We start from the raw sequence: 22,234 nt of genomic DNA on the forward strand, positions 1-22,234 counted from the left end.
GGGATGGGCTTAACTGACCGCCATGACCACATTGACCGCACTCGAGGACGTGGTGGACCGGCACGGGCGCGAAGCGCTGTCCGATCCGATCGTGCTCACCGGCGCTCTGCGCAGTCTTCCCGACCCGCCGCCCGACGCCGAAATCGGCGCGCTCGCCGCGGCGGCCGGTGCGGGCGCGGCCGAACGGATGCGCGCAGTCCTCGAAGGCGGCGGCAGCCCGGCCGAGGCCCTCCAGGCGGCGACGGCGGCCTGTGGCGCCGGTGCGGAATGGGCGTGCGGTCAACTCGGCGCGGCACTCGGCTATCTCCCCAGGGACACCGGGGCCGACGAGCCGACCACCGCGTCGACCACCGTGCTGTCCGGGGAAAAGCCGAAGCGCGGCAAGCGGATCGCCGTGATCGCGGGTGCCGTCGTCGTGGTGGCCGCCGTCGCCGCGACAGGAGTGACTTTCGCGCTCAGCGGCGGTGACGAGCCGCTCGCCGCGGACGGGCCACCGGCCACCCAGCCGTCCTCGTCCGCGCCCTCCGCGGGACCGCTGGGATCGGCGCCGCAGGCGGAACCGTCCCCGGCGCCGGTTCCCGAGGAAGCGATCGCAGCCTTCCAGGATCCCGAGTTGCTCGCCGCGGCGAAGCCGTATCTCGATCGCCCCGATGTCCGGTGCAAACGAGCCGAATCCATCGTGAGTGTCCGGGAAACCGTCAACTGCGACCTGGGCTCCGGCATCATCGCCAGTTTCCGCGTGCTGTTCTTCCCGAAGCAGCTCACCTCGTTGCGCAAGGTGCTGCAGACCGACAACGACGGCGCCCGGCCCGGTTCGATCCGGACGCTGCGCTGGGAGCACGTGCCGGGGCGGCCGGGAATCCGCGCCGGTATCCCGGTGGGCACCCCGCGTACCGGCGACGGCACGCGGATCCGTTTCCTGGAGCCGGAAAACGGCTACGCCCGGCTCTACTTCGACGAGGACTCCACCGGGGTCGCCGTCTACATGCAGGCGGGCACCGACGATCAGCAGGTGCTCCGCAAGTTCTGGGCGGATCCGGACGCGTGATGGACGACCGTGATCCCCGGCTCGCCGAAGTCGCGCGCCGCTTCGGACGCCACGCGCTGACCGATCCGGTGGCGCTCCGCTCCGCGCTGGCGCAGTCCGGAAACTCCTTCAGCCCAGCCGAAATCGACGCTCTCGTAGCCGCGCTGGAAACTTCGGGGACACTGGAAGCGGCTCTGCCTCACGATCCCGAACCGACAGGGCCGCCGCTGAACCCGACGCTCGCGGAGAACCGCCTCACCTGGGAAGGCCGTCAGAACGGCCCGACCCGGCAGATGTCTTCGCGCGCGCGGAAGTGGTGGCTCGTCGGCGGAGCGGTCCTGCTGGTGGCCGCGGTCGCGGCCGGAGCGGTGCTCTTCCTGCAGGGCAAGGAAGAGACCGCGGCACCGCCGCCGGACCGGTACGCGCTCGACCAGGTCGCCGGCCGCTACCGGGCACTCGGCGCCCGGTTGCTCGACGGCGCGGTCCGCTGCGCGCAGCAGCCCGCGAAGCCCGGCGAGACGGAGAGAGTCGACTGCGACGCCGGGCTGTACGCGCTCACCCTGGTCACCTACGACGTGCCGGGCAGACTCACCGAGTCACGGAAACTCGCGGACGCCGCCGGCGCGCTGCGCTCGGCGAGCAGCGCCGGCTCGGGCGCGGCGTTCGCGATGCGGGAACTGGCCTCCGGAGAATCGACGATCTACTGGGACGTCGACAGCCCTCGTGCGGTCAGCGCGACGTTGACCGCACGCAAGACGGGGCTCCCGGCCTTGGCGGAGTTCTACGACGCGCGCCAGTTCGGGGTGCTGAAACGTCCCGAGGTCCCCGGGGCCGCGTTCTCCTCCGGCAAGCTGTGGGAGCTCGCGCAGGCGCACGTCCTCAACGAGCGGTCGGCGGACTGCAAGTCGGTGCCCGCCACCACCGGCACGGCCGAGACGGTCAAATGCCCGCTGGCCGACGGCGCGATGCTGGTGTTCAGCACCGCGTCCGACCACCAGGCGCTGATCGACCTGCGCGCGGAGAACTCCGCCAACGGCGGGGTGGTGCCCGGCACCCTCGAAGTGAGTACCTGGAACCGGCTCGGCGGCCCGGTGATCGGTCAGTTCATCCGGTTCGTCACGGCGGACGACCGCAGCCCGTCCCTCTATTTCGACGACGACGCGAAACTGGTCTACGGCTACTACTTCGGCGCACCGGGTTCTTCTCCGGAAGCGCTGCTGGAGCGCTGGCAGCGCGGCTCGCGGTGACTCAGCCGAAGCGGAGCGCCGCGAAGAAATCCTCGACGGCGCGCAGATCGGCGGGGTAGGGCGTGCCGACCCGGCCGTCGAGCACCGAAACGGTCGCGTGCTCGTCGTCGGTCCAGGCGTACCGGGTGGTCGTGCCGAGCACCGTGCACACGAGCGTGCCCCGGTGCCCGTCACGCGACCAGGACTGCTTCGCGGGCAGGTCGCCGGGACATTTCCCGGCGGTGAGCCCGGCGGGATCCGTTCCCGCGCCGGTGCGCAGGTAGGCGGTGGCCGCGTCGGCGTCGTCGAGCGCGGAGATCCTGAGCTCGCCGGTCTCGCCGCCGGTCGGGCAGACGACCTGCGCGCGGACGGCCTCGTCGGAGGCCGCCACCGGTGCGCACGTGAGCCCGGTGGGGGTACTGCGGCCGACCCGGTCGGCGGCGGGCACTCCCGGCGACACCAGGAAGATCGCGGCGAGGACGATCGCGACCACCAGCGCGGCACCGGCGACCAGGCCCGCGACCAAACCGGTCCGGCGTCGGCGGGACGGCTCGACGGCGACGGCCGCCGCCGCCGGTGCGTCGGCGCGGATCGCGCGGATGCGGTCGCGCACGTCGCGCACCGTCGGGCGGTCACGAGGATCCTTGGCCAGCAACGACTTCAGCAGATCGTTGACCGCCGCGGTGCGCGGATCGCCGGCCATGAGCTGCGGGATGGGCGCCCTGTCGTGCGCGACGATCACCTCGGGCTGACTGCCGCGATAGGGGAGTTCGCCGGTCAAGGCCACCCACAGCAGGCAACCCACCGCGTAGACGTCCGAAGCGGCGGTGGCGGGCTCGCCGCGAAGGCGTTCGGGCGCCAGGTAACCGACGGTGCCGATCACCCCGCTGGTCTCCGCGCCTTGGTCGATCTCGGCCGACCGCGCGATGCCGAAGTCGCACAGATAGGCGAAGTCCTCATCGTGGTGCGCGGCCCGGGGCCGCAGCAGGACGTTGCCGGATTTGACGTCACGGTGCACGACGCCGATGGCGTGCGCGTCGCCGAGCGCGGAGACCACCTGGTCCACCACCGCCAGCGCCCGGTCCGGGTTCATCGGCCCGGTTTCGAGCACCTTGGCCAGATCGGGCCCGTCGACCAGCTGCATCGCCAGGTACAGGCAGCCGTCCACCTCGCCGTGGTCGTGGATCGCGACGACGTGCGGCGAGTCGAGCCGGGCCAGTGCCGCCGCCTCGCGGCCGAAGCGCTCGCGATAGACCGGGTCCTCGGCGTAGTGGGGAGGCAGGACCTTCAACGCCACCGGCCGCCGCATGCGGTGCTGCCACGCGCGATAGACCACGCCCATGCCGCCGCGGCCGATGATCCCGTCGATCCGGAAGCCGCCGAAGTCTTCGCCGACCTGCGGCGTCATAAGGTTCCCCCAGTCACGCGAGCCACTCTAACCCGGGGTGAGCTGCCGATCGTGCACCCGGCGCCAGACCAGCAGGGACAGCACCGCGCCGCACAGGCAGAGGAACATGTCCCACTGCGTGTCCCAGACATCTCCTTGGGTGGCGAGGAAATCGTCCGCGCCGGACCCGGCGATGAGCGCGCTGAACCATTCCACGAACTCGAAACCGGCGGCGATCGCCAGGCAGACGCACACCGTCAGGAAGGCGACCCAGCCGCCGGGCCGCAGTGGCGTCCGCCGCAGGAGCACTTCGCGGACGGCGATCGCGGGAACGAAACCCTGGACGACATGGGCGAACCGGTCGTAGTTGTTCCGCTGCGTGCCCATCAATTGCTGGACCCATTCCCCGGCGGGCGTTTCCGCGTAGGTGTACTGCCCGCCGTAACACAGCACGATCGCGTGCAGCACGAGCAGCCAGCAGAGCAACCGGGTCAGGGGGAAGCGTTTGCGCAGCGCCAGAACCAGCGGCAGCCCGATCAGCACCCAGACGACTTCCAGCAGCCACGTGCCGGGTGACCTGGCCTGGACCCCGGTCGCCACCAGAACGGCGAGCACCACGCCGGCCAGCAGGATTCCTTCGGTCCGGCCGACTCCGCGCACCATGGGAAAACCCTACAGCGGGGTCCGCCCTGCCGCCGGTTCGTCAGCCTCGTGAGTGGTAAGGACGGTTCTAACCGTCCTTACCACTCACGAGACCCGCCGCCATGCCGTTTTTGGCGTCGGTCGTGGGGTGGGTGTTGTGAAAGCCTCGTTCGCAACGGTGAAGGTTGGGAACGTGGCTTTCACGACCCTGTTGTCCTCGGTGACGCTGTTCCTGGCCGGGGCTGGAAGTGCCGGCCGTGTGATCAGAGACGGATCACGTGTGCTTGGAGCCGGATCTCGCGTGATCGGGAGACGTTTACGGAGTTCGCCTTCTGATCACGCGAGATCCGGCTCCGATCACGCGAGTCACGCCTTCGCTCACCTTGGGTTCAGCCCACAACGCCACGGTGAGGGCCGCACCAGCCTCCCGGGACGTCGCGAAAGCCACTTCCGGGACATCAGACGTCCCGAAAGTGCCTTTCGAGACACGGCCGCTCGGCATCGGACGCAGCGAAGGGAGCCTTCAGTCCGGCACGACCCACCCGCGAACACGACACGTTTGCCTTACCCCTCAATAACCGTCCTTACCACTCACGAGACCCACCGCTTATCAGGCCGGTGGGACCAGTCGTCGTACAGCGCCGTCGAATCCGGTGCTGTACAGGCTTTCCGGGTCCCAGCCCGGTCCCGCGCCGAACCGCACGGACGAGCCGAGGTGGACGCCCGTGGCGATCGCGCAGGTCGCGCCGGAGTCCGGGTCGACGCGGTACACGATGCCGTGCTCGCCCGCGGTGTAGAGCCGACCGTCGGTGCCGAGGGCCAGGTCGTCGATGATGTTCAGCGGCCACGGCGCCTGGAGCCGGATCTTCTTCGCGGGCGCGGACGGGTTCGCGAGGTCGATCGCGGCGATCTGGAAGTCCGGGCCGCCGGTGTTGGCCACGTACAGGGTGCGCCCGTCGTCGCTGACGACCATCCCGTTGGGACCGAGCAGATCGGGTCCGTACCGTTCCGGCGCCGACGGATTCTCCTTGCGTACCAGCCAGAGTCCGCGTTTCGGGCCGATGAGGGTGCTGATCACGGCGTCACCGTTCGGCAGCACCGTGCCGCCGTCGGGCATCGTGAGGCCGGTGGCCCAGGTCCGCCGTTTGCCGGTGTCGAGGTCGAAGATGTCGATGGTGCCGGTCTTCAGACCGAGTGTCCCGTCGAGCGTCTTGTGCCCGGTGTTGACGTACAACTCGTTGCCGCGCACCGTGAGCGCGCCCGGACCGGACACCGGCAGCAGGGTGTTCACCGCGCCGTCCGGGGTCACGCGTTCGACGGATCCGTTGCCCGCGAACAGGGTCTTCGAGACGAGCAGTCCGCCCCGTCCGTCGAAGGCGAGGTTTTCCAGTGGCAGGCCGAGTCCCGTCGCGACGGTGCGCACCTGCCACGGCGTGCAGCCCGGCGCGGCCGCCGCTGTCGCGACCGGGGCGGTGAAGGCCGCCGCCATCACGATCGTCGCGGCGATGACGCCGCGAACGCGTCCGGTCATAGAGGCCTCCCCATCGACTGAACTAGTACATGTGTATCAATTATGGGGAGCGTGTCAATCGGCGAGCGGGACGCTGGTCTGCCGTCGCAGGTCGGCGGCGTCCATGGAGAAGGCGAGGAAGAGGCCTTGCAGTGAGCGCTTCGTGAGCTCGACGTCCTCTTCGGCCGGCTGCGGGTTGGCCAGCCGGTGCAGTGCCAGGCCGTCCAGCAGGGCCATGAAAGCCTTGGCCGCGCGCCGGGAATCGGCGATGCCGAGGGAGGCGAGCAGGGGAGCGGCGGAGGCTTCGAAAGCACCCATCGCCTCGTCGACCACGGCCCGCATGGCCGGGTTCCTGGCGGCTTCCATGTACAGCTCGTACTGGGCGACGGTCACGCCGAACTTGCCCGCCACCAGCGCCTGGGTGAGCCGTTCGCCGACTTCCAGCACGGACTCCGCGTCACGCAGGACGTCGGTGAGCAGGACGCGCACGACCTCGATCCGCTCGTGGATGTGGAACCGCAGGGCCTCGGCGATGAGTTCCTCGCTGGTCGCGAAGTAGTAGCCCGCCGCGGCCTGCGGCAGCCCGGCGCTGGCCGAGACCGCGCGATGGGTCACCGCCTTGACGCCGCTGTCGCAGATCAGCCGCATCGCGGCCCGGAGCAGCAGTTCCCGGCGCTCCCGGCTCCGTGCCTGCTGCTTGCCGCGACTACCGGTCATTGACTTCCCCTTCGGTCGAACCGATACTAACGTCTCACTCTTAATTGATACGTTTGTATTAATCTTGGGGAGAGCGGATGAGCGTCGGCGCGGCCGAACTGCGGGAGATCTCCAGCCTGTGCCAGGTCTTCCAGCGCACGGTCGCGGAGTCCGGCGACGTCGTCGCGCTGCGGACGCCGGACGACGCGGTGTCGCTGACCTGGCGGCAGTACGGCGCGAGAGTGCGGCGGCTGGCCGAGGGGCTGCACGCGCTCGGCGTCCGGCGCGGGGACACTGTGGCGCTGATGCTGACCAACCGGCCCGAGTTCCACCTCGTCGACGTGGCGGCGATCCACCTGGGCGCGATCCCGTTCTCCGTCTACAACACCAGTTCCGCCGAGCAGATCGAGTACCTGTTCGCGAACGCGGGCAACCGCGTCGTGGTCTGCGAGGAGCAGTTTCTGCCGCGGGTGCGGAACGTGGATCGCGTCGTTTGTGTGGACGGCGCTCCCGGCGGCACGATTTCCCTGGTGGAGCTGGAAAACAGCGAGTCACCGGAGTTCGACTTCGAGGCCGCGTGGCAAGCCGTCGAGCCGGACGACGTGCTGACGCTGATCTACACCTCGGGCACCACCGGGCCCCCGAAGGGCGTCGAACTCACGCATCGCAACCTCACCTACAGCATGGGCGCGGCACTGGAGTCACCCGACATCGCCGACGCCGTCCACAGCGGACGCGTCCTTTCGTTCCTGCCGGACGCACATCTGGCCAACCGGTACTTCGCGCACTACTTCCCGATCGTCTCGGCGGCGACGGTCACCTGTGTCGCGGACCCCAAGGCCGTGGTGGCCACGCTGCCCGCCGTCCGGCCGACGGTGTTCCTCGGCGTGCCCATGCTCTGGTACAAGATCAAGGCGGGGATCGAGCAGGCCCTCGCGGCGCAAACCGGCCTCCGGCGGACGATCGCGGACTGGGCGCTCGCCGTCGGACTGTCCACAGTGCACAGTCCGGGCAAGCGCTCGCGATGGCGGCACCGGCTGGCGCGGTGGCTCGTCCTCGACCGGGTGCTCGCCAGGATGGGACTGGACGCCTGCGTGATCCCGATCAGCGGCGCCGCCCCGATCGCGGTGGACACGCTGGACTTCCTGATGGCCGTCGGCCTGCCGATCTGCGAGGGCTGGGCGATGTCGGAGACCTCGGTGCACGGCACGATCAACCCGCGGCACGCCATTCGCCCGGGCACGGTCGGTCAAGCCCAGTACGGCGCGGAACTGCGGCTGGCCGACGACGGTGAGCTGCTGATGCGCAGTCCGGCGGTGATGCGCGGCTACCGGAACGACCCCGAGCGGACCGCCGAGGCGATCGACGCCGACGGCTGGCTGCACACCGGCGACATCGCCACCATCGACGCGGACGGCTACGTGTCCATCGTGGATCGCAAGAAGGAGCTGATCATCAACGCGGCGGGCAAGAACATGTCGCCGTCCAACATCGAGAACATGCTCAAGTCGGCGGGCGCGCTGATCGGCTCGGCCGTCGCGATCGGCGACCGGCGGCCCTGCGTGGTCGCCCTGATCACCCTCGACCCGGACGCGGCCGCGTCGTTCGCCGAGCGTCACGGGCTTCCGACCGATCCCGCAGCCCTCGCCGGGAACGCGGTTCTCCGTCAGGAAGTCGCCGCCGTGGTCGAGCAGGCCAACGGCAGGCTTTCGCGCGTCGAACAGATCAAGGACTTCACCATCCTGCCGGTCTGCTGGGAGCCGGGCGGTGTCGAACTGACTCCGACGATGAAGCTCAAGCGGGCCGCGATCGCGAAGACCTACGCCGCCGAGATCGACGCGCTGTACGGGGGAGCCGCGCGGTAGGCGGTGTCGACTGCCACAGTATTTCACTAACCTGGTTAGTGACTTATCTAGTAAGCTTCCTGGCATGACGTCAGCAGACTCGTGGCAGGTCGATTCCCCCGGCGTGGGCAACTCCGTGATGGAGCGCCTGCAGGAGGTCGGGACGCTCACGCGGGTGATCGAGAAGCGCCTGAGCGGGGCACTGGGGATCAACTCCACCGACCTGTCGGCGATGGAACACCTCACCAGCGAGGGACCGCTGACCGCGAAGGAACTCGCGGATCGGCTGCGGGTCTCGACGGCGGCGAGCACTCATATCGTCGACAGGCTCGAGAAAGCCGGGCACGTCCTCCGCAAGCCGCACGCCACCGACCGCCGCAAGGTGCTGGTCGAACCGGTGCAGGAGTCGATGACCAGGATCTTCGAGCAGCTTCATCCGCTGCTCAGCGGTGTGGAAGGGCTCGTCGAGGCACTGAGCCCCGGAGACCGTGACGTCGTCGAAAACTTCCTGACCGGTGTCGTGCGGATCTACACCGGCACCGCGGATTCCCTGCCCGAAAGCTGATCTTCCCCGCCCAAGACCGGAGCGCCCGTGCGCCCCGGCGTACGAACGCGCCAGGATTCGGAGTGAACGAACCATGTCGGTACCCGAAGAAAAGACGTCTCCACGAGCGGTCTGGTGGCTGCTGGCCACGGTGCTCGTCGTCGAATTGATGGACCTGCTCGACTCGACGATCGTCAACGTGGCCGGCCCGTCGCTGGAACGATCGCTGGGCACGAGCCCGGTCGGCCTGCAGTGGGTGATCGGCGGGTACGCCCTCACCCTCGGCGCGGGCCTCGTGCTGGGCGGGCGGCTCGGCGACCGCTACGGCCGCCGCCCGATGTTCCTGTTCGGGCTCGTGGCCTTCACCCTCGCGTCCCTGCTGTGCGCGATCGCGCCGAGCGCCGGTCTGCTGATCGCCTTCCGACTGGTCCAGGGCGTGGCGGGGGCGATGATGCTGCCGCAGGGACTCGGCATCCTCCGGGACAACCTCGCCCCTCGCGACCTCACCAAGGCGCTCGCCGTCTTCGGGCCGGTGCTGGGGCTCGGCGGTGTGCTGGGGCCGGTGCTGGGCGGCGCGCTGGTCGACTGGGATCTGTTCGGTCTCGGCTGGCGGCTGGTGTTCCTGGTCAACGTTCCGGTCGGGCTCGTCGCGCTGGTACTGGCCCGGCGGCTGGTTCCCCGCGGCACCGGGACGCCGGGGCTGCGCGTGGACATCGCCGGAGCCGTGCTCGTCGCGGCCGCCTCGGCGCTGCTGGTCCTCCCGCTCAACGAGGGACAGGCGGCGGGATGGCCACTGTGGACCTGGCTCTCCCTGACGGTCGCGGCGCTCGGCTACGTGGCTTTCGCGTTGTGGCAGCGCCGGATCGCGCGCTTCGGCCGGGCTCCGCTGGTCACCCCTGCCCTGTTCGGCAAGCCGGCTTTCACCGTCGGACTGGCCGCGGTCGCGCTGTTCTTCGGCGGGATGATCGGCACCCAGCTGGTGCTGACGTTCTTCCTGCAGATCGGCCAGGGCTTCACCGCGGGAGAGGCCGGGCTGGGCAACCTCCCGGTCGCGCTCGGCACCGCCGTCGGCGGCGGCATCAGCGGGGGACTGCTCGCCGCCAAACTCGGCAGGACTGTCCTGCAGACGGGGGCCGTCGTCCAGCTCGCCGGTGTCGCGTGGCTGTGGATCTCCTTGTCCGGCACCGGTGAGTTCACGATCTGGCGGATCGTGCCCGGTGGCGTCGTCGCGGGGATCGGCGCGGGCATCGTGATCGCGGCCGTGTTCAACACCGTGCTCGGCGCCGTCGCCGACGACGAGGTCGGCTCCGCGTCCGGAGTGCTCACCGCCGTCCAGGCGATCGGGGGCTCGGTCGGGGTCGCGGTGTTCAGCACGGTGTTCTTCGCCGACATCACCCATCCCACCGAAGGGTTCCGCGACGCGCTCGTGGTCCAGACGGTGGTCATCGGGCTGTTCCTGCTGATCTCCCCGCTGTTCCCGCGCCGGGCCCGGCCCGAGGAAACCGAGGCCGTCGTCGTGGCGCAGGCCGGTGCGCGATGAGGAACGTCCTGATCTCCGGCGCGGGCATCGCCGGACCCGCGCTCGCGTTCTGGCTACGGCGGCACGGCATGAACCCGACCGTGGTCGAACGCGCGCCGGAGCCACGTCTCGGCGGGCAGACCGTCGATCTGCGGGGTGCGGGCCGCACCGTCGTCGAACGCATGGGTCTCGAACAAGCCGCCCGCGATCGCGTCACCCACGAGGAGGGACTGCGGTTCATCGACCGTCGCGGCCGCGTCCGGGCGTCGTTCGGTACGGATTCCCTCGACGGCGACGGGTTCGTCACGGAACTGGAACTCCTGCGCGGTGAACTCGCCGACCTGCTCCACCAGAGCACCCGCGACGACGCCGAGTACGTCTTCGGCGACGAGATCAGCGGTCTGACCGACACCGGCGACGGCGTAGAGGCCACCTTCCGCAGCGGTCTCGAACGGCGTTTCGACCTCGTCGTCCTCGCCGACGGCCTGCGGTCACGGACCCGCGATCTCGTTTTCGCCGACCTCGCCCGCATCCGGTCGTTCGGCCTCTACACGGCCTACTTCACCGTCCCGCGCGAGGAATCCGACGGCCGGTGGGCCCGCTGGTACAACGCTCCCGGCCGCCGGGTCGTCCTTCTGCGCCCCGACAACCAGGGCACCACGCGTGCCTCGCTGTCGTTCCTGCTCCCGCGTCCCGGGCTCGAACGGCTGGATATCCCAGCACAGCACGAATTCCTGCGCCGTCACTACGCCGGTGTCGGCTGGGAGACCCCGCGCGTCCTCGACGAGCTGGGCGAATCACCCGACTACTTCTTCGAATCGGTCGGCCAAATGCGCCTGGAACAATGGTCGCGCGGCCGGATCGCCGTCGTCGGGGACGCCGCCTACTGTGCCTCGCCGCTCAGCGGCATGGGCACCAGCCTCGCCCTCGTCGGCGCGTACGTGCTCGCCGGGGAACTCGGCCGTCACGCCGGACACGGTGACGCCTTCCGTTCCTACGAGACGATCATGCGTCCGTACGTGGCGCAGGCGCAGAAGGTCCCGTGGATCGCGCCGCGGCTGGCGGCTCCGAAGAGTCGCGCCGGTATCGGCCTGCTTCACGCTCTCGCAGGTCTCGCGGCGGGTCCGAGGGCCGGTCGTGTCGCGGCTCGCTTCACCAACCCGCCCTCGGACGCCATCGATCTTCCCGGTTACGTCAGTTGAGCTTGCGCATGTCGGCGGGCAGGCCGCCGCCGGCGTAGACGTCCTCGGCGAGCTTTGCCAGCGCGGTGAGCGCGACGTTCTGGGCGAACGGCCCGTAGGACACCCGGGAGACGCCGAGTTCCTGCGCGGTCGCCAGCGAGATCGAGCCCGGGACACCGATCAGGTTCACCTTGCGCTCGCCCAGCGCCTCGACCAGCCTGCCGACCTGGGTCTCGTCGAGCTTGCCGGGTACGAAGACGTTCGACGCGCCCGCGTCCAGGTACGCGCGGCCCCGGGTGATCGCGTCGGCCAGCACCTCCTCGGGGTCACGGTCGCCCGCCCTGAGGAAGGCGTCGGTGCGGGCGTTGAGCACGAAGTCGATACCGGCGGACTGAGCGGCGGCGACCGCGGCCTCGACGGCCTTGACGGACTCGTCCAGTGGCTTCATCTGGTCTTCGAGGTTGCAGCCGACCGCGCCGACCTCGATCGCCCGGGCGACCGTGCCGCCCGGGTCGCCGTAGCCCGCTTCCAGGTCCGCGGTGACCGGCAGATCGCCCGCGGTCCGGACGATCAGGGCGACCTCGGCGATCATTTCGTCGCGGGGGATCACCTCGCCGTCGGGGTAACCGCGGGCGGCGGCGATGCCGTGACTCGGGGTGGCGAGCGCTTGCGTGCCGGGTGTTTCGGCGACGACCTTCGCGGTGATCGCGTCCCAGACGTTGACGACGAGCAGCAGTTCGGGGGCGGCGTGCAGCTCCTGCAGCCGGGTGGCCTTCTCGGCGATGGAAACCATGCCATCAATCTAGAGGTTGTGAGCGGGTGGGCGGGGGATGCGGCGGTGGGCGGTCGGTACAGGTGGTCGTGAGTGGCGATTCGGGTTAGTGCCGAAGGGGTCTTAGGTACCTGCTTGTGGCTGGAGTTGGTCGCAGGTCCGTGAAGGCCTCCTTGCCTACCCTGAAGGTAGGGAAGGACCCCTTCCCCAAGTACATGAAGGCCCCCTTCCTGTACCTAGGCGCAAGGAAGGGGGCCTTCATGTACCGCAGGGCGAGCCTGGGCGGCAGTGGCGTGGTGGGTCGAGTCGTTGCGAGGGCCGCGCCAGCCAGCCCGGGTGCCGCGAAAGCCACTTTCGCGACGTCTGATGTCCCGAAAGTGGCTTTCGCGACACGACCCCTGGGCAGCACGAACTCGCGAAAGCGCGCACGCAGAATCCAGTAGGCACCCTTGGCTAGAACCCGAAGCGCGACTCACGACCAACCCGCCCCAAGCCTCACCGCGCGCGGCACTCAAGAAGCCGCGGTGAGCGCCCCCAGCCCGCTCGCCTGGGTCCGCCAGTCGGCCTGGTTCGGCGTCCCGCCCGCCCAGCGCTGCCCGATCCGGTTCAGCGGGTCGCGATCGGACATCCACAGCGAGTCGGCCTGCCGCCGCGCGAAGTCCCGGTAGACCGTGGAGTTCGTCGCGTTCGCCAAGTCGGCGAGGAAGCGCATGAAGATACCCTTGAACTGCTTTTGGTTGTCGTCACAGGAGTTCTGCCCGACGTCGCAGGATTCGGTGAGCACGCCGTTTTTGGTCAGCACCGGGCCGGTCACCGCGGCGTCGGCCAGTCGCCGGGCGGCGTCGAGCCAGCGGGTTTCACCGGTGGCGCGCCAGACCTCGACGAGACCGCCGACGCCGAGGCCCTGGTTGTACGTCCAGACCGTCTGGCCGTTGTTGCGGCAGTCGCGGGTCAGGCCGTCGTTGACCAGTCCGGCCGCGTTGATCATCCCGCTGGCCAGGTACCAGTCCGCGGCGGTCCGGGATCGTTGCAGCCAAAGCGAATCGCCCGGCGTCCGGCGGTGCACGGAAGCCGCGAGCCGCAGGTACAGACCACTGGTGACGGCGTTCTTGTAGGTCCGTTCCCGGTCCCACCAGACACCGCCGCCGCAGGATCCCGTGTCCCAGTACTGGTGCACGTAGGCGGCGATCCTGGTCGCCATGGCGAGGTAACGGGGATCGCCGGTGTGGTCGTAGGCGGCCACCCACGCCAAGCCCCACCAGGCGCTGTCGTCGATGGCGCGGCTCTCGAAATTCCCTTCGATGGCGTCGGAACTGCGCTCACCGGCGGGGAAAACGCCGCGGTTCTGCTCGAAGGTGCGCGCGATGATCCAGTCGTGGCGGCGATCCCCGTGGTCGATGACCGCCGTCAGCGTCGCCGCCGAGTTCCACCAGCTGCTCGGCCACCAGCCCGGATACGGATCGTAGGAGTACAAGAGCGCGTCAGCCGCCGCCTGTGCCCGCGTCGGCGCCGGGCGCGCCCATGCCGTACAGGATCCTTCCTGGTGCCCGGCTTCCCTGCCGCAAGCGCGGACGGCGCCACCGTAGTGACGGCCACGGGGATCGCGGGTCGCGAACAACGCCGTCACACCGGTACTCGCGCCCGCGGCGACCGACGTCCGGCCGAGAGACGAACCACCCGCCCAGCCCGCCCCCGCGTCCCAGGAGCGATCCAGCCAGATCTCGTCGCCCCGCGCGCCGGATTCGATGGTGCCCCAAGCCATCGCGTTCCGGTCGACGTGCAGGCGGATCGTGCGCCCGAACAACGTCGTCGGCGGAACCGGCTGGGTGTCGCCGTTCGCCTGGGTCGTGCCGTCGCAGACGACATCGCAGACCTTCGGGTAAATCCATTCCGTACAGGTGACCCCGGCGGCGTCCCCGCACGCGCGGATCAGGCCGCGCCGGTGCTCGCCGGGGTCGGTCACGTTGTACATCAAGGTTCTCGTGCCGGTCCACGAGCCGGGGATGCTCGCCTTGCCCAGCAATCCTTCCCAGGACGCGCCCCCGTCCCAAGACCGGTCGAGCCAGACCGAGTCGCCCGTCGCGCCGCGATCGATGCTGCCCCAGGCCATCCCGTCGGCATCGGAGACGTGCAGCCGAATCTGGCGTCCGTTGAGCAGTTTGTCCGGAACCGGGAACGTGTCTTGCCGTGCGTGAGAAGGGTCGAGTGTGTCGCAGGAGAGCACGCAGACCGTCGCCGCGGAAGTGACCGGTTCCGCCGCCGGTACGGGAATCGCTGTCAGGACCAGGGAAAGCGCGAGATGGAGCAGCGGTGACATCGTTGTCCGCCCTCGGGATCGGCCAAGCACCGGATCTGGGATGGCTTTCATGATCCGGGTTTGATCACCGGCCGGTCAACGGGAACCACCGGTCAGGTCTCAGGACAGAATTCCTGTTACGCCTGGAGCCCACGCCGCGATCTGTAGGGATGCACGTTCGAGTGGAGGTCTCGTGGAGCTAACGATCAACGCCGGCGGCGACGAACAAGGGCTGAAAGAATTCCATGACTGGCTTCGTGAGGACGACGACGTGGGCCGGTCCGCGACGATCAGCTCGACGGATTCGGGTCAGCTGGGAGCCTTCGAGGTCATTCGCATGTCCATCGGCTCGCTCACGGGATTGGCCAACCTCGGCATCGCGTGGGGAAATTTTCTCCACTCCCGCAAGGAAACACCGCCGTTCACCATCACGATCGAAGGTGACCTGACCGGCGAACAACGTGCCATGCTCCGGAACCTGGATCTCCCGCTGGCCCGTCCGGAGGACGTCGAGTGAGCAGCAGGAAATCCCCGGCGCCGTAACACATTCCCCCGTTTCCGCGACTTCGGTGCGGCTAGGGAGAGTAGGTGCCGGTGAAGCGTTTCGCGGTGGTGGCGGTGGCACTGGTCCTGGCGGTGAGCGGCTGCACGAGCGCGCCGGTCGCGAGCGCGTTCGGCGAGGACCGGAAGCCGGTCTCGCCGTCGACGGGGGCGACCGTGGACACCGCGCCCCATCTCAAGGTCAGCGTGCCCGAGGGAGCGGTGGACCGCCCGGCGACACTGTCGGTGGTGCCCACCGACGTCGCGCCGCCCGAGCGGCCGGGCTTCGTCCTGGCGTCCCCGCCGGTGGAAGTGTCGGTCGACGCACCCTTGTCCAGGCCGGTGCGGCTCGAGTTCGACGGCGCCGGTGGTCCGCCCGGCGCGCTACCCGTCGTGCTGCACCACGACCCGGGAACCGGGTGGTACCCGGTCGAAGCCGGTGATCCGGGGAAGCCGGTGACGGCGGACCGGACCAGTCTGTCGCCGTTCGCGCTGGGCTGGATCACCGACGCAGTCGGCTGGATCACCGATCATCTGGTGGGGCGCGGCGGTCCGCCGTCCTGCCCGGCGGGAGCGCCGCCGTGGGCGCGGATGGCCGCTTCGAAGGTCGACCTGGTGACATCCTGCCTGACCGCGGAGGGCGACAAAGCCCGGCTGCGGGTGCGCAACAACCGTGGCCTGCCACTGGAACTGACCGTTCCACCCGGGACGTCGGCGATTTCCGTCGACGGCCAGCCCGAAGTGGTCCGCCAGGTGCTGGGTTCCTTGCTGGGCCCGGACAAGGTACTCCTGCTGTCCGGACAGGAACTGGTCCTGGACTGGGCGAGACCCGCCCGCGAAACGAGAATCGCGGTACGGGCGGCGTTCAGTGCCACGTCGGTGCTGCCCGGGGTGGCGGCCGAAGCACTGGGCGCGGACGACTCCTCGACCTTGCTCGCCCTGGCGACCTTCGTGGCCAAATGCTCGGCGGCGCAGAACCAGACGTTGCGGTCGCTGGGAAGCCCGGAACTGCTGGGCGCGGCACTGCAGGTGCTGATCGACTGTCTCGGCCCGCTGACGACCCCGGCCGGGGCGGCGGCCGCGGCGACGTCGGCGGTCGCCGCGCTCAACGGGATTTCGGAGTCGATCGCGGTGTCCGAGAAGGGGTTCGCGGTCCAGGTCGACAAGGTCGCCAACGGCCTGCGGGTGGTGGGCAAGATCCTGAAGTTCTACACGATCGCCAAGCTCGTGGGAGCGCTCGGCCAGGTGGCCGCCGACAGCGGCACGAGCGACGCCGATCGCACGATCCAGCTGACCTTGTCCGGCTCGGGTGCCGGAGCGAAGGTGAATCCTCGCGACTACCTCTTCGCGAACGGAGTGGGCAGCGAGCGTTACTACTTCCAGTCACCGTCCGGGAAGTTCCACTGTGGAATCCTCGGGAAGGTCGGCTCGGAACCGACTTCTTCGGGCTGTCACGGCCCGACGACCCCCGTTCCGCCGCGGCCGTCGAGCTGCGACGAGAACATTTCCTGGGGTGGCGGGATGTTCGTCGACGACACCGGCCATTCGGCCTTCATCTGCACCGGCGGTGTCCTCTACGGCAGCGGGTTCGCGGTCGAGCCGAAGGTCCTTCCCTACGGGAGTTCACTTTCCGTTCTCGGCTACACCTGCCAGTCCGCCGAGAACGGGGTGCGCTGTGCCCATGACCGGACGGGGCGCGGCTTCCGGATTTCGTCCTCCTCCAACGAGCAGTTCTGACCCGGGCTCAAGCCCCGCTTCCCAGCCACCGCAACGTCTCCAGCGCGACGGCCACCGCCACCGCGTTCTCCGCCAACGGTCGCGGAAGCAGCTCGTCGGCCCGCGCCAACCGCCGGACGACGGTGTTCCGGTGGGTGTAGAGCCGCTCCGCGGTCCGCGTCGTGTTGCCCAGTTCGTGGACGTAGGTCCGGACGGTCTCCCGGGTTTCGGCGTCTGCGTGCCGGAGTTCGCCGAGGGTGTCGGCGACGAATTCGCTCGCCTGCGCGGGATCGCCGGTGAGCAGGGCGAGCAGCTGGATGTCCTGGTAGTGCGCGATCTGCTGCGGTGAGGTGAGCCGGGCGAGCATCCGCTGGGTGGCGGCGGCGTCCAGATGGCTGCGGCGGAAGCCGTCGATGCCGCTGCCGGGACGTCCCAAGGCGACCCGGACGTCGGGGTGCGGCGCGAGCTCTTCGGCGAGCCGGTCCGCTCGCGGCGGGGTCCGGCCGGGCAGCCAGACCCACAGGGCGGCGGCGCTGGCGACGACGGTCAGCCGGTGCGAAGCGTCGCTGGCCCGCATGAGCGTTTCGGCGGCGGTTTCGAGCTGCTGGGACGACGGCGTGACCGAGCCGCTCCAGACGATCGCGGCCGTATGCGGGCCGGCGAGCGGGTAGCCCAGCTGCGCCTCGGCCCGCGAACGGCTGATGGGGGCGCCTTCCAGCAGCAGGGTGACCGTGGCCCGCCGTTCGGCGTGGGCGCCGCGGGTCAGTTCCGTGCGTTCGGCGGCCATCCGCTCGGACACCGCGGAGACGGTGTCCTCGATGAACGTGGTGATGGACAGCGACGAGACGTCCAGCAGTTCGCGGAGCAGGACCGGGTCCGACGTGAGGTCGAAGCAGATCTCGATCCACCGGCGCCAGGCCACCCCCTGCGCCCGCCGGTAGGCGTCGAGACCGCCGGAGTCGAAGCCCCGCCGCACCATGTCGCGGGCGCCGTCGAGCACTTCCTGGTTCAGGTTGGCCGAGACCCGCCTGCCGGGATGCTGCACGTTGGCGGCCGCCCAGTGCAGCAGATTCGCCAGATTCGCGCGCTTCGTCCCTTCGGTCAGGACGGGGTCCTCGGAGACCGCGCGCATGCTGTCGCCGCCGAGCGAGGCTTCGTGCAGCTCCTCGATCCATTCGGCGCGCGGATGCAGGACGATCTCCGCGCCACGGCGGAAGAGATCGCGCGCTTCGGGGGACAGCGTCGGCCATCGCGCTGCGGCACTTTGCACCATGGGTCCATGATGATGGTGCAGATAGTGCTAGCGCAATTCCCCGGCCGACCCGCATGGTGAGGGGAACCGAGACGAGGCTGGAGTACCGCATGACGACGAGCACACCCGTCGAGCACCTCGACGTGGTCATCATCGGTGCCGGGATTTCCGGGATCGGGGCCGCGCGCTACCTCAAGACCGAGCATCCGGGCAAGAAGTTCGCCATCCTGGAGGCCCGCGGCGCGTCCGGCGGCACCTGGGACCTGTTCCGCTACCCGGGCATCCGGTCGGACTCCGACCTCCACACCTTCGGCTACGAGTTCAAGCCGTGGCGGGACAAGCAGTCCATCGCCGACGCGCCCCGCATCCTGTCGTACCTGCGGGAGACGGTCAGCGAGAACGGGCTCGAGCCCAGCATCCGCTACCACCACAAGCTGCTCTCGGCCGCCTGGTCGAGTGACGAGGCGCGGTGGCTGCTCGAGATCGAGCGGACCGACACCGGTGAGCGCACCCGGCTGAGCGCGGGCTGGATGTTCAACGCGGGCGGCTACTACCGCTACGACGAGGGCTTCACCCCGCACTTCGAAGGACGGGACCGCTTCACCGGCACGATCGTGCACCCGCAGCACTGGCCGGAGGATCTCGACTACGCGGGCAAGCGCGTCCTAGTGATCGGCAGCGGCGCCACCGCGGTCACCCTGATCCCGGCGATGGCGCCGACGGCGGCGCACGTGACGATGTTGCAGCGCACCCCCACCTACGTGATGCCGGTGCCGCGCGAGGACAAGCTCGCCAACGGCCTGCGCAAGATCCTCGGTGACGAGCGGGCGTACGCGCTCACCCGCCGCAAGAACATCCGCAAGGGCCTCGCGGTCTGGCAGTTCTGCCAGAAGTTCCCCAAATTCGCCCGCTCGCTCATCCGCTACGTCAACAAGAAGCAGCTTCCCAAGGGCTATCCGGTCGACGAGCACTTCAACCCGCCGTACGACCCGTGGGACCAGCGGCTGTGCGCGGTGCCCGGTGGCGACCTGTTCGCCGCCATCCGCACGGGCAAGGCCGACGTCGTCACCGACAAGATCGCGACCTTCACCGAAAAGGGAGTCCTGCTCGAATCCGGGCGTGAGCTGGAGGCGGACGTCGTCATCACCGCCACCGGCCTGAACCTCCAGGTGTTCGGCGGGGCCACCCTCAGCGTCGACGGCAAGCCGGTGATCCTGCCGGAAACCGTCGCGTACAAGGGAATGATGCTTTCGGACGTGCCGAACGCCGCGTTCGCGATCGGCTACACGAACTCGTCGTGGACGCTCAAGATCGGCCTGCTGTGCGAGCATTTCTGCCGCCTGCTGGCGCATATGGACACCCACGACTACGACGTCTGCCGTCCCGTCCTCGCCGACCCGGACATGCCCACGAAGCCGTTCCTGGACTTCGCCGCCGGGTACGTGCAGCGTGCGCTCGGCCAGCTGCCGCGCCAGGGCGACCGCATGCCGTGGCTGACCTCGATGAGCTACCACTCGGACATCAAGCTGCTGCGCGCGGACGACATCACCGATCCCGAGCTGCACTTCTCCCACGCGAAGGTCCGGGAAGCGGTGGGCTCGTGACCGACAGCTTCGCCGACCTGCCCGGCGGCCCGCGGATCTGCTATCGCGAGGACGGGCCCGCCGACGGTGTCCCGCTGGTGCTGATCGCCGGGCTCGGCCTGGACCTCACGTCGTGGCCGCGGCCGATGATCGAGGGGTTCACCGGCCGCGGCTTCCGCGTCATCCGGTTCGACAACCGCGACGCGGGCTGCTCCGATCGCATCAAGGCGCCGAATCCCGGCAAGCTGCGGCAACTACTGGCGCGGCCCCTGCCGGACGCGTACGACCTGGGGGACATGGCGGCGGACACCGTCGGCCTGCTGGACCACCTCGGCGTCGGACAAGCGCATCTGGTCGGTATGTCGATGGGCGGCATGATCGCCCAGACCGTCGCCGCCAGGAATCCCGGCCGGGTCCTGTCGCTGACGTCGATCTTCTCCACCACCGGACATCGCCGGGTCGGGCAGCCGGCGCGGTCGACGTTGCTGCGCATGGCGAGGCGTCCGGCGCGGACGGTCGAGGAATCGGTGGTCGGCCACCTGGCGATGATGGGTCACCTCGGCTCGGCCGAGTTCCCGCTGGACAAGGACATCGAGACGGCCTGGGCCACCGGCCTGTGGGAACGGGCGGGAGGCAGGCGGGCCCGCAGCGGCATCGCCCGCCAGATCGGCGCGATCCAGGCCAGCGGCGACCGGACGGCCGAACTCGGCCGCGTCACCTGTCCGACGGTCGTGGTCCACGGGAACGCCGACCGCATGGTCCACCACAGCGGCGGACGGGCGACCTCGAAAGCCGTGAAGGGCGCCCGCTACGTCGAAATCCCCGGCATGGGCCACCACATCGCCCCCGACCTCGTGGACAGGCTCGTCGAACTCACCGCCGAACTGGCCCTCGACCCGGCAGGAGAATCCCGATGAGCAGCGTTCGCGGCAAGGTCGCCGTCGTCACCGGTGCCGGTTCCGGCATCGGCCGTCAGCTCGCGCTGGAACTCGCGCGACGCGGCGCCCGGCTCGCCGTGTCCGATGTGGACGAAACGGGGCTGGCCGAGACGGTCGCCGAGGTCAAGGCCCTCGGCGCGGAAGTGCAGGGCGCCACGCTGGACGTCAGCGACCGGGCGGCCGTCCAGGAGTACGCGACCACGGTCGCCGGGCAGTTCGGTGTGGTGCACCAGATCTACAACAACGCCGGCGTCGCCGGTGGCGGGCAGACCGTCCTCGACGCCGAGTGGGAGCTCTACGACCGCACGCTGGCGGTCAACCTCTTCGGCGTCATCAACGGCACCAAGGCCTTCCTGCCGCACCTGATCGACTCCGGCGACGGCCAGGTCGTCAACGTCTCCAGCCTCAACGGGTTCATGGCCCAGCCGACCCTCAGTGCCTACTGCGCCAGCAAGTTCGGTGTCCGCGGCTTCACCGAAGCCCTGCGCACCGAGATGATCGCGGGCAGGCATCCGGTGCGCGTGACGGTCGTTCACCCGGGCGGGGTCAAGACCGGCATCGCCTCGTCGGCGTTGAAGGAAGCTCAGGCGCGCGGTATCGAGCCCACCGCCGAGCAGCTCGAACGCGTCCGGCTGTACAACGAAAAGCTGCTGAAGATGCCGGCCGATCAGGCCGCCCGCATCATCGTCGACGGGGTCGAGGCCGGGAAAGCGCGCGTGCTGGTCGGAAACGACGCGAAACTGGTCGACAGGCTCGTCCGGCTGCTCCCGCGGCTCTACCCGAAGCTGATCGTCGACTTCGAACGGCGGCGTTTCGCCCGCAAGTGATCAGGCGTCGACGCTCCGGTGCCCGAACAAGCCCAGTAGCCAGGTGTAGCGGACGGCTTCGCGTGCCTGGCCGTAGGCGTCTTCGGTGCCGTTCCAGATGGCCTGCGTGATCAGTTCGATCGTGGCGGCGACGACCGTCCGCGCGGTGAACGGCGGCGGTGGCGGCAGCGCGGGATCGGTGGCACGCAGCCATTTCGCCGTCCGGTCGAAGACGGCTTCCCCGGCGCGCAAGGTGTTCTCTCGCGCTTCGAGCCCCGCGTCGCCGAGCGCGTAGATCTCCAGCAGGGCGGCCCGGACGGCGGTGGGCCGCCGGTGCACGTAGTCGACGAGGAAGTCGCAGCAGGCGGCGACGGCGTCCAGCGGGGTCGCGGCCTCGGCGCCCGCGGCGACCCCCTGCGCGATGAACTCGGTGGTGATCTCGCGATAGGCGGCGAGGAACGCGTCCTGTTTGTCGGCGAACTGCTGGTAGAACGAGGTACGGGACACGCCCGCGGTGGCGGTGATGTGGCCGACGGTGGTGCCGACGTAGCCGCGCGTTCCGGTGTTCTCGAGTACCGCGTCGATCAGCCGGGCCCGCTGGGTTCCGGCGACCTCGTCACGGCTGAGGTTGTGCGGCCCCTTCGGCAGCTTGCGGTGCTCGGTCACGTGCAGCACGGTACCGGTCCAGACAACCGTGAAGGCCTCCTTCCCTACTGTCAGAGCAGCGAAGAAGGCCTTCACGGACGGAGCGTCGT

The 22,234-nt window shown here is 69.6% G+C and carries 19 protein-coding genes; 11 read left to right on the top strand and 8 right to left on the bottom strand.

Going from position 1 to position 22,234, the window contains the following annotated elements; all coding sequences use genetic code 11:
- The first annotated feature begins 22 nt into the window (after nt 1-22).
- Together ACLJPX_RS32725 and ACLJPX_RS32730 are read left to right on the top strand one after the other, a co-directional pair.
- The gene (locus tag ACLJPX_RS32725) at nt 23-1,048 is read left to right on the top strand and encodes a hypothetical protein (RefSeq protein ID WP_410604295.1); all 1,026 of its coding nucleotides are present in this window, start codon (nt 23-25) and stop codon (nt 1,046-1,048) included.
- Nucleotides 1,048-2,274, top strand: coding sequence for a hypothetical protein (locus tag ACLJPX_RS32730; protein ID WP_410604296.1), 1,227 nt, complete (start codon nt 1,048-1,050; stop codon nt 2,272-2,274). Before ACLJPX_RS32725 ends, ACLJPX_RS32730 begins: the two co-directional genes overlap by 1 nt.
- Before the next feature lies 1 nt (nt 2,275).
- Here the strand turns inward: ACLJPX_RS32730 and ACLJPX_RS32735 are convergent, their stop codons facing one another.
- The 4 genes from ACLJPX_RS32735 to ACLJPX_RS32750 form a co-directional block, all read right to left on the bottom strand.
- Nucleotides 2,276-3,661 (bottom strand): serine/threonine-protein kinase, encoded by a 1,386-nt coding sequence (locus ACLJPX_RS32735; RefSeq protein ID WP_410604297.1) that lies wholly within the window; start codon nt 3,659-3,661, stop codon nt 2,276-2,278.
- A 27-nt stretch (nt 3,662-3,688) separates the two neighbouring features.
- A complete protein-coding gene (locus ACLJPX_RS32740) occupies nt 3,689-4,303 on the bottom strand; it encodes a DUF2238 domain-containing protein (RefSeq protein WP_410604298.1) in 615 nt (204 codons plus the stop codon).
- 589 nt (nt 4,304-4,892) lie between these two features.
- Nucleotides 4,893-5,813, bottom strand: coding sequence for an SMP-30/gluconolactonase/LRE family protein (locus tag ACLJPX_RS32745; RefSeq protein WP_410604299.1), 921 nt, complete (start codon nt 5,811-5,813; stop codon nt 4,893-4,895).
- A gap of 54 nt (nt 5,814-5,867) precedes the next feature.
- Nucleotides 5,868-6,509 carry a TetR/AcrR family transcriptional regulator gene (locus tag ACLJPX_RS32750; protein ID WP_410604300.1) on the bottom strand — a complete coding sequence of 214 codons (642 nt, stop codon included), beginning with the start codon at nt 6,507-6,509 and terminating at the stop codon, nt 5,868-5,870.
- 77 nt (nt 6,510-6,586) lie between these two features.
- Here ACLJPX_RS32750 and ACLJPX_RS32755 point away from each other — a divergent pair, with 77 nt between their 5' ends.
- From ACLJPX_RS32755 to ACLJPX_RS32770, 4 genes are all read left to right on the top strand, one after another.
- Nucleotides 6,587-8,353, top strand: a complete 1,767-nt coding sequence (locus ACLJPX_RS32755; RefSeq protein WP_410604301.1) for an AMP-dependent synthetase/ligase — start codon at nt 6,587-6,589, stop codon at nt 8,351-8,353.
- A 64-nt stretch (nt 8,354-8,417) separates the two neighbouring features.
- Nucleotides 8,418-8,897 carry a MarR family winged helix-turn-helix transcriptional regulator gene (locus ACLJPX_RS32760; RefSeq protein ID WP_410604302.1) on the top strand — a complete coding sequence of 160 codons (480 nt, stop codon included), beginning with the start codon at nt 8,418-8,420 and terminating at the stop codon, nt 8,895-8,897.
- Between the two features lie 73 nt (nt 8,898-8,970).
- Nucleotides 8,971-10,416 (top strand): MFS transporter, encoded by a 1,446-nt coding sequence (locus ACLJPX_RS32765; RefSeq protein WP_410604303.1) that lies wholly within the window; start codon nt 8,971-8,973, stop codon nt 10,414-10,416.
- Complete coding sequence (locus ACLJPX_RS32770; protein WP_410604304.1) at nt 10,413-11,597, top strand: FAD-dependent monooxygenase; 1,185 nt, start codon at nt 10,413-10,415, stop codon at nt 11,595-11,597. Before ACLJPX_RS32765 ends, ACLJPX_RS32770 begins: the two co-directional genes overlap by 4 nt.
- Here the strand turns inward: ACLJPX_RS32770 and ACLJPX_RS32775 are convergent.
- Both ACLJPX_RS32775 and ACLJPX_RS32780 read right to left on the bottom strand, forming a co-directional pair.
- A complete protein-coding gene (locus tag ACLJPX_RS32775; RefSeq protein ID WP_410604305.1) occupies nt 11,590-12,369 on the bottom strand; it encodes an isocitrate lyase/phosphoenolpyruvate mutase family protein in 780 nt (259 codons plus the stop codon). The two genes, ACLJPX_RS32770 and ACLJPX_RS32775, sit on opposite strands and share 8 nt — an antisense overlap.
- Nucleotides 12,370-12,859: 490 nt before the next feature.
- Nucleotides 12,860-14,665: a glycoside hydrolase family 76 protein gene (locus tag ACLJPX_RS32780; protein ID WP_410604306.1), complete on the bottom strand. Its 1,806-nt coding sequence runs from the start codon at nt 14,663-14,665 to the stop codon at nt 12,860-12,862.
- A 172-nt stretch (nt 14,666-14,837) separates the two neighbouring features.
- On the opposite strand from ACLJPX_RS32780, the gene ACLJPX_RS32785 reads away from it, so the two are divergent.
- On the top strand, nt 14,838-15,161 hold the full coding sequence (locus ACLJPX_RS32785; protein WP_101606153.1) for an effector-associated constant component EACC1: 324 nt from the start codon (nt 14,838-14,840) through the stop codon (nt 15,159-15,161).
- Nucleotides 15,162-15,232: 71 nt separating this feature from the next.
- Nucleotides 15,233-16,921, top strand: coding sequence for a hypothetical protein (locus ACLJPX_RS32790; RefSeq protein ID WP_410604307.1), 1,689 nt, complete (start codon nt 15,233-15,235; stop codon nt 16,919-16,921).
- Nucleotides 16,922-16,928: 7 nt separating this feature from the next.
- Here the strand turns inward: ACLJPX_RS32790 and ACLJPX_RS32795 are convergent, their stop codons facing one another.
- Nucleotides 16,929-18,173, bottom strand: a complete 1,245-nt coding sequence (locus tag ACLJPX_RS32795; protein WP_101606155.1) for a PucR family transcriptional regulator — start codon at nt 18,171-18,173, stop codon at nt 16,929-16,931.
- Between the two features lie 89 nt (nt 18,174-18,262).
- On the opposite strand from ACLJPX_RS32795, the gene ACLJPX_RS32800 reads away from it, so the two are divergent.
- From ACLJPX_RS32800 to ACLJPX_RS32810, 3 genes are read left to right on the top strand one after another with little or no spacing between them, the layout of a single operon-like run.
- On the top strand, nt 18,263-19,756 hold the full coding sequence (locus tag ACLJPX_RS32800) for a flavin-containing monooxygenase (protein WP_410604308.1): 1,494 nt from the start codon (nt 18,263-18,265) through the stop codon (nt 19,754-19,756).
- Nucleotides 19,753-20,652 (top strand): alpha/beta fold hydrolase, encoded by a 900-nt coding sequence (locus tag ACLJPX_RS32805; protein ID WP_410604309.1) that lies wholly within the window; start codon nt 19,753-19,755, stop codon nt 20,650-20,652. Before ACLJPX_RS32800 ends, ACLJPX_RS32805 begins: the two co-directional genes overlap by 4 nt.
- Nucleotides 20,649-21,500: an SDR family NAD(P)-dependent oxidoreductase gene (locus ACLJPX_RS32810; RefSeq protein WP_410604310.1), complete on the top strand. Its 852-nt coding sequence runs from the start codon at nt 20,649-20,651 to the stop codon at nt 21,498-21,500. Before ACLJPX_RS32805 ends, ACLJPX_RS32810 begins: the two co-directional genes overlap by 4 nt.
- Here ACLJPX_RS32810 and ACLJPX_RS32815 read toward each other — a convergent pair whose 3' ends face one another.
- Nucleotides 21,501-22,145, bottom strand: coding sequence for a TetR/AcrR family transcriptional regulator (locus ACLJPX_RS32815; protein WP_410604311.1), 645 nt, complete (start codon nt 22,143-22,145; stop codon nt 21,501-21,503).
- Nucleotides 22,146-22,234 lie beyond the last annotated feature (89 nt).

The sequence above is a fragment of the Amycolatopsis sp. lyj-90 genome, from assembly GCF_046549035.1.
Classification (GTDB): Bacteria; Actinomycetota; Actinomycetes; order Mycobacteriales; family Pseudonocardiaceae; genus Amycolatopsis.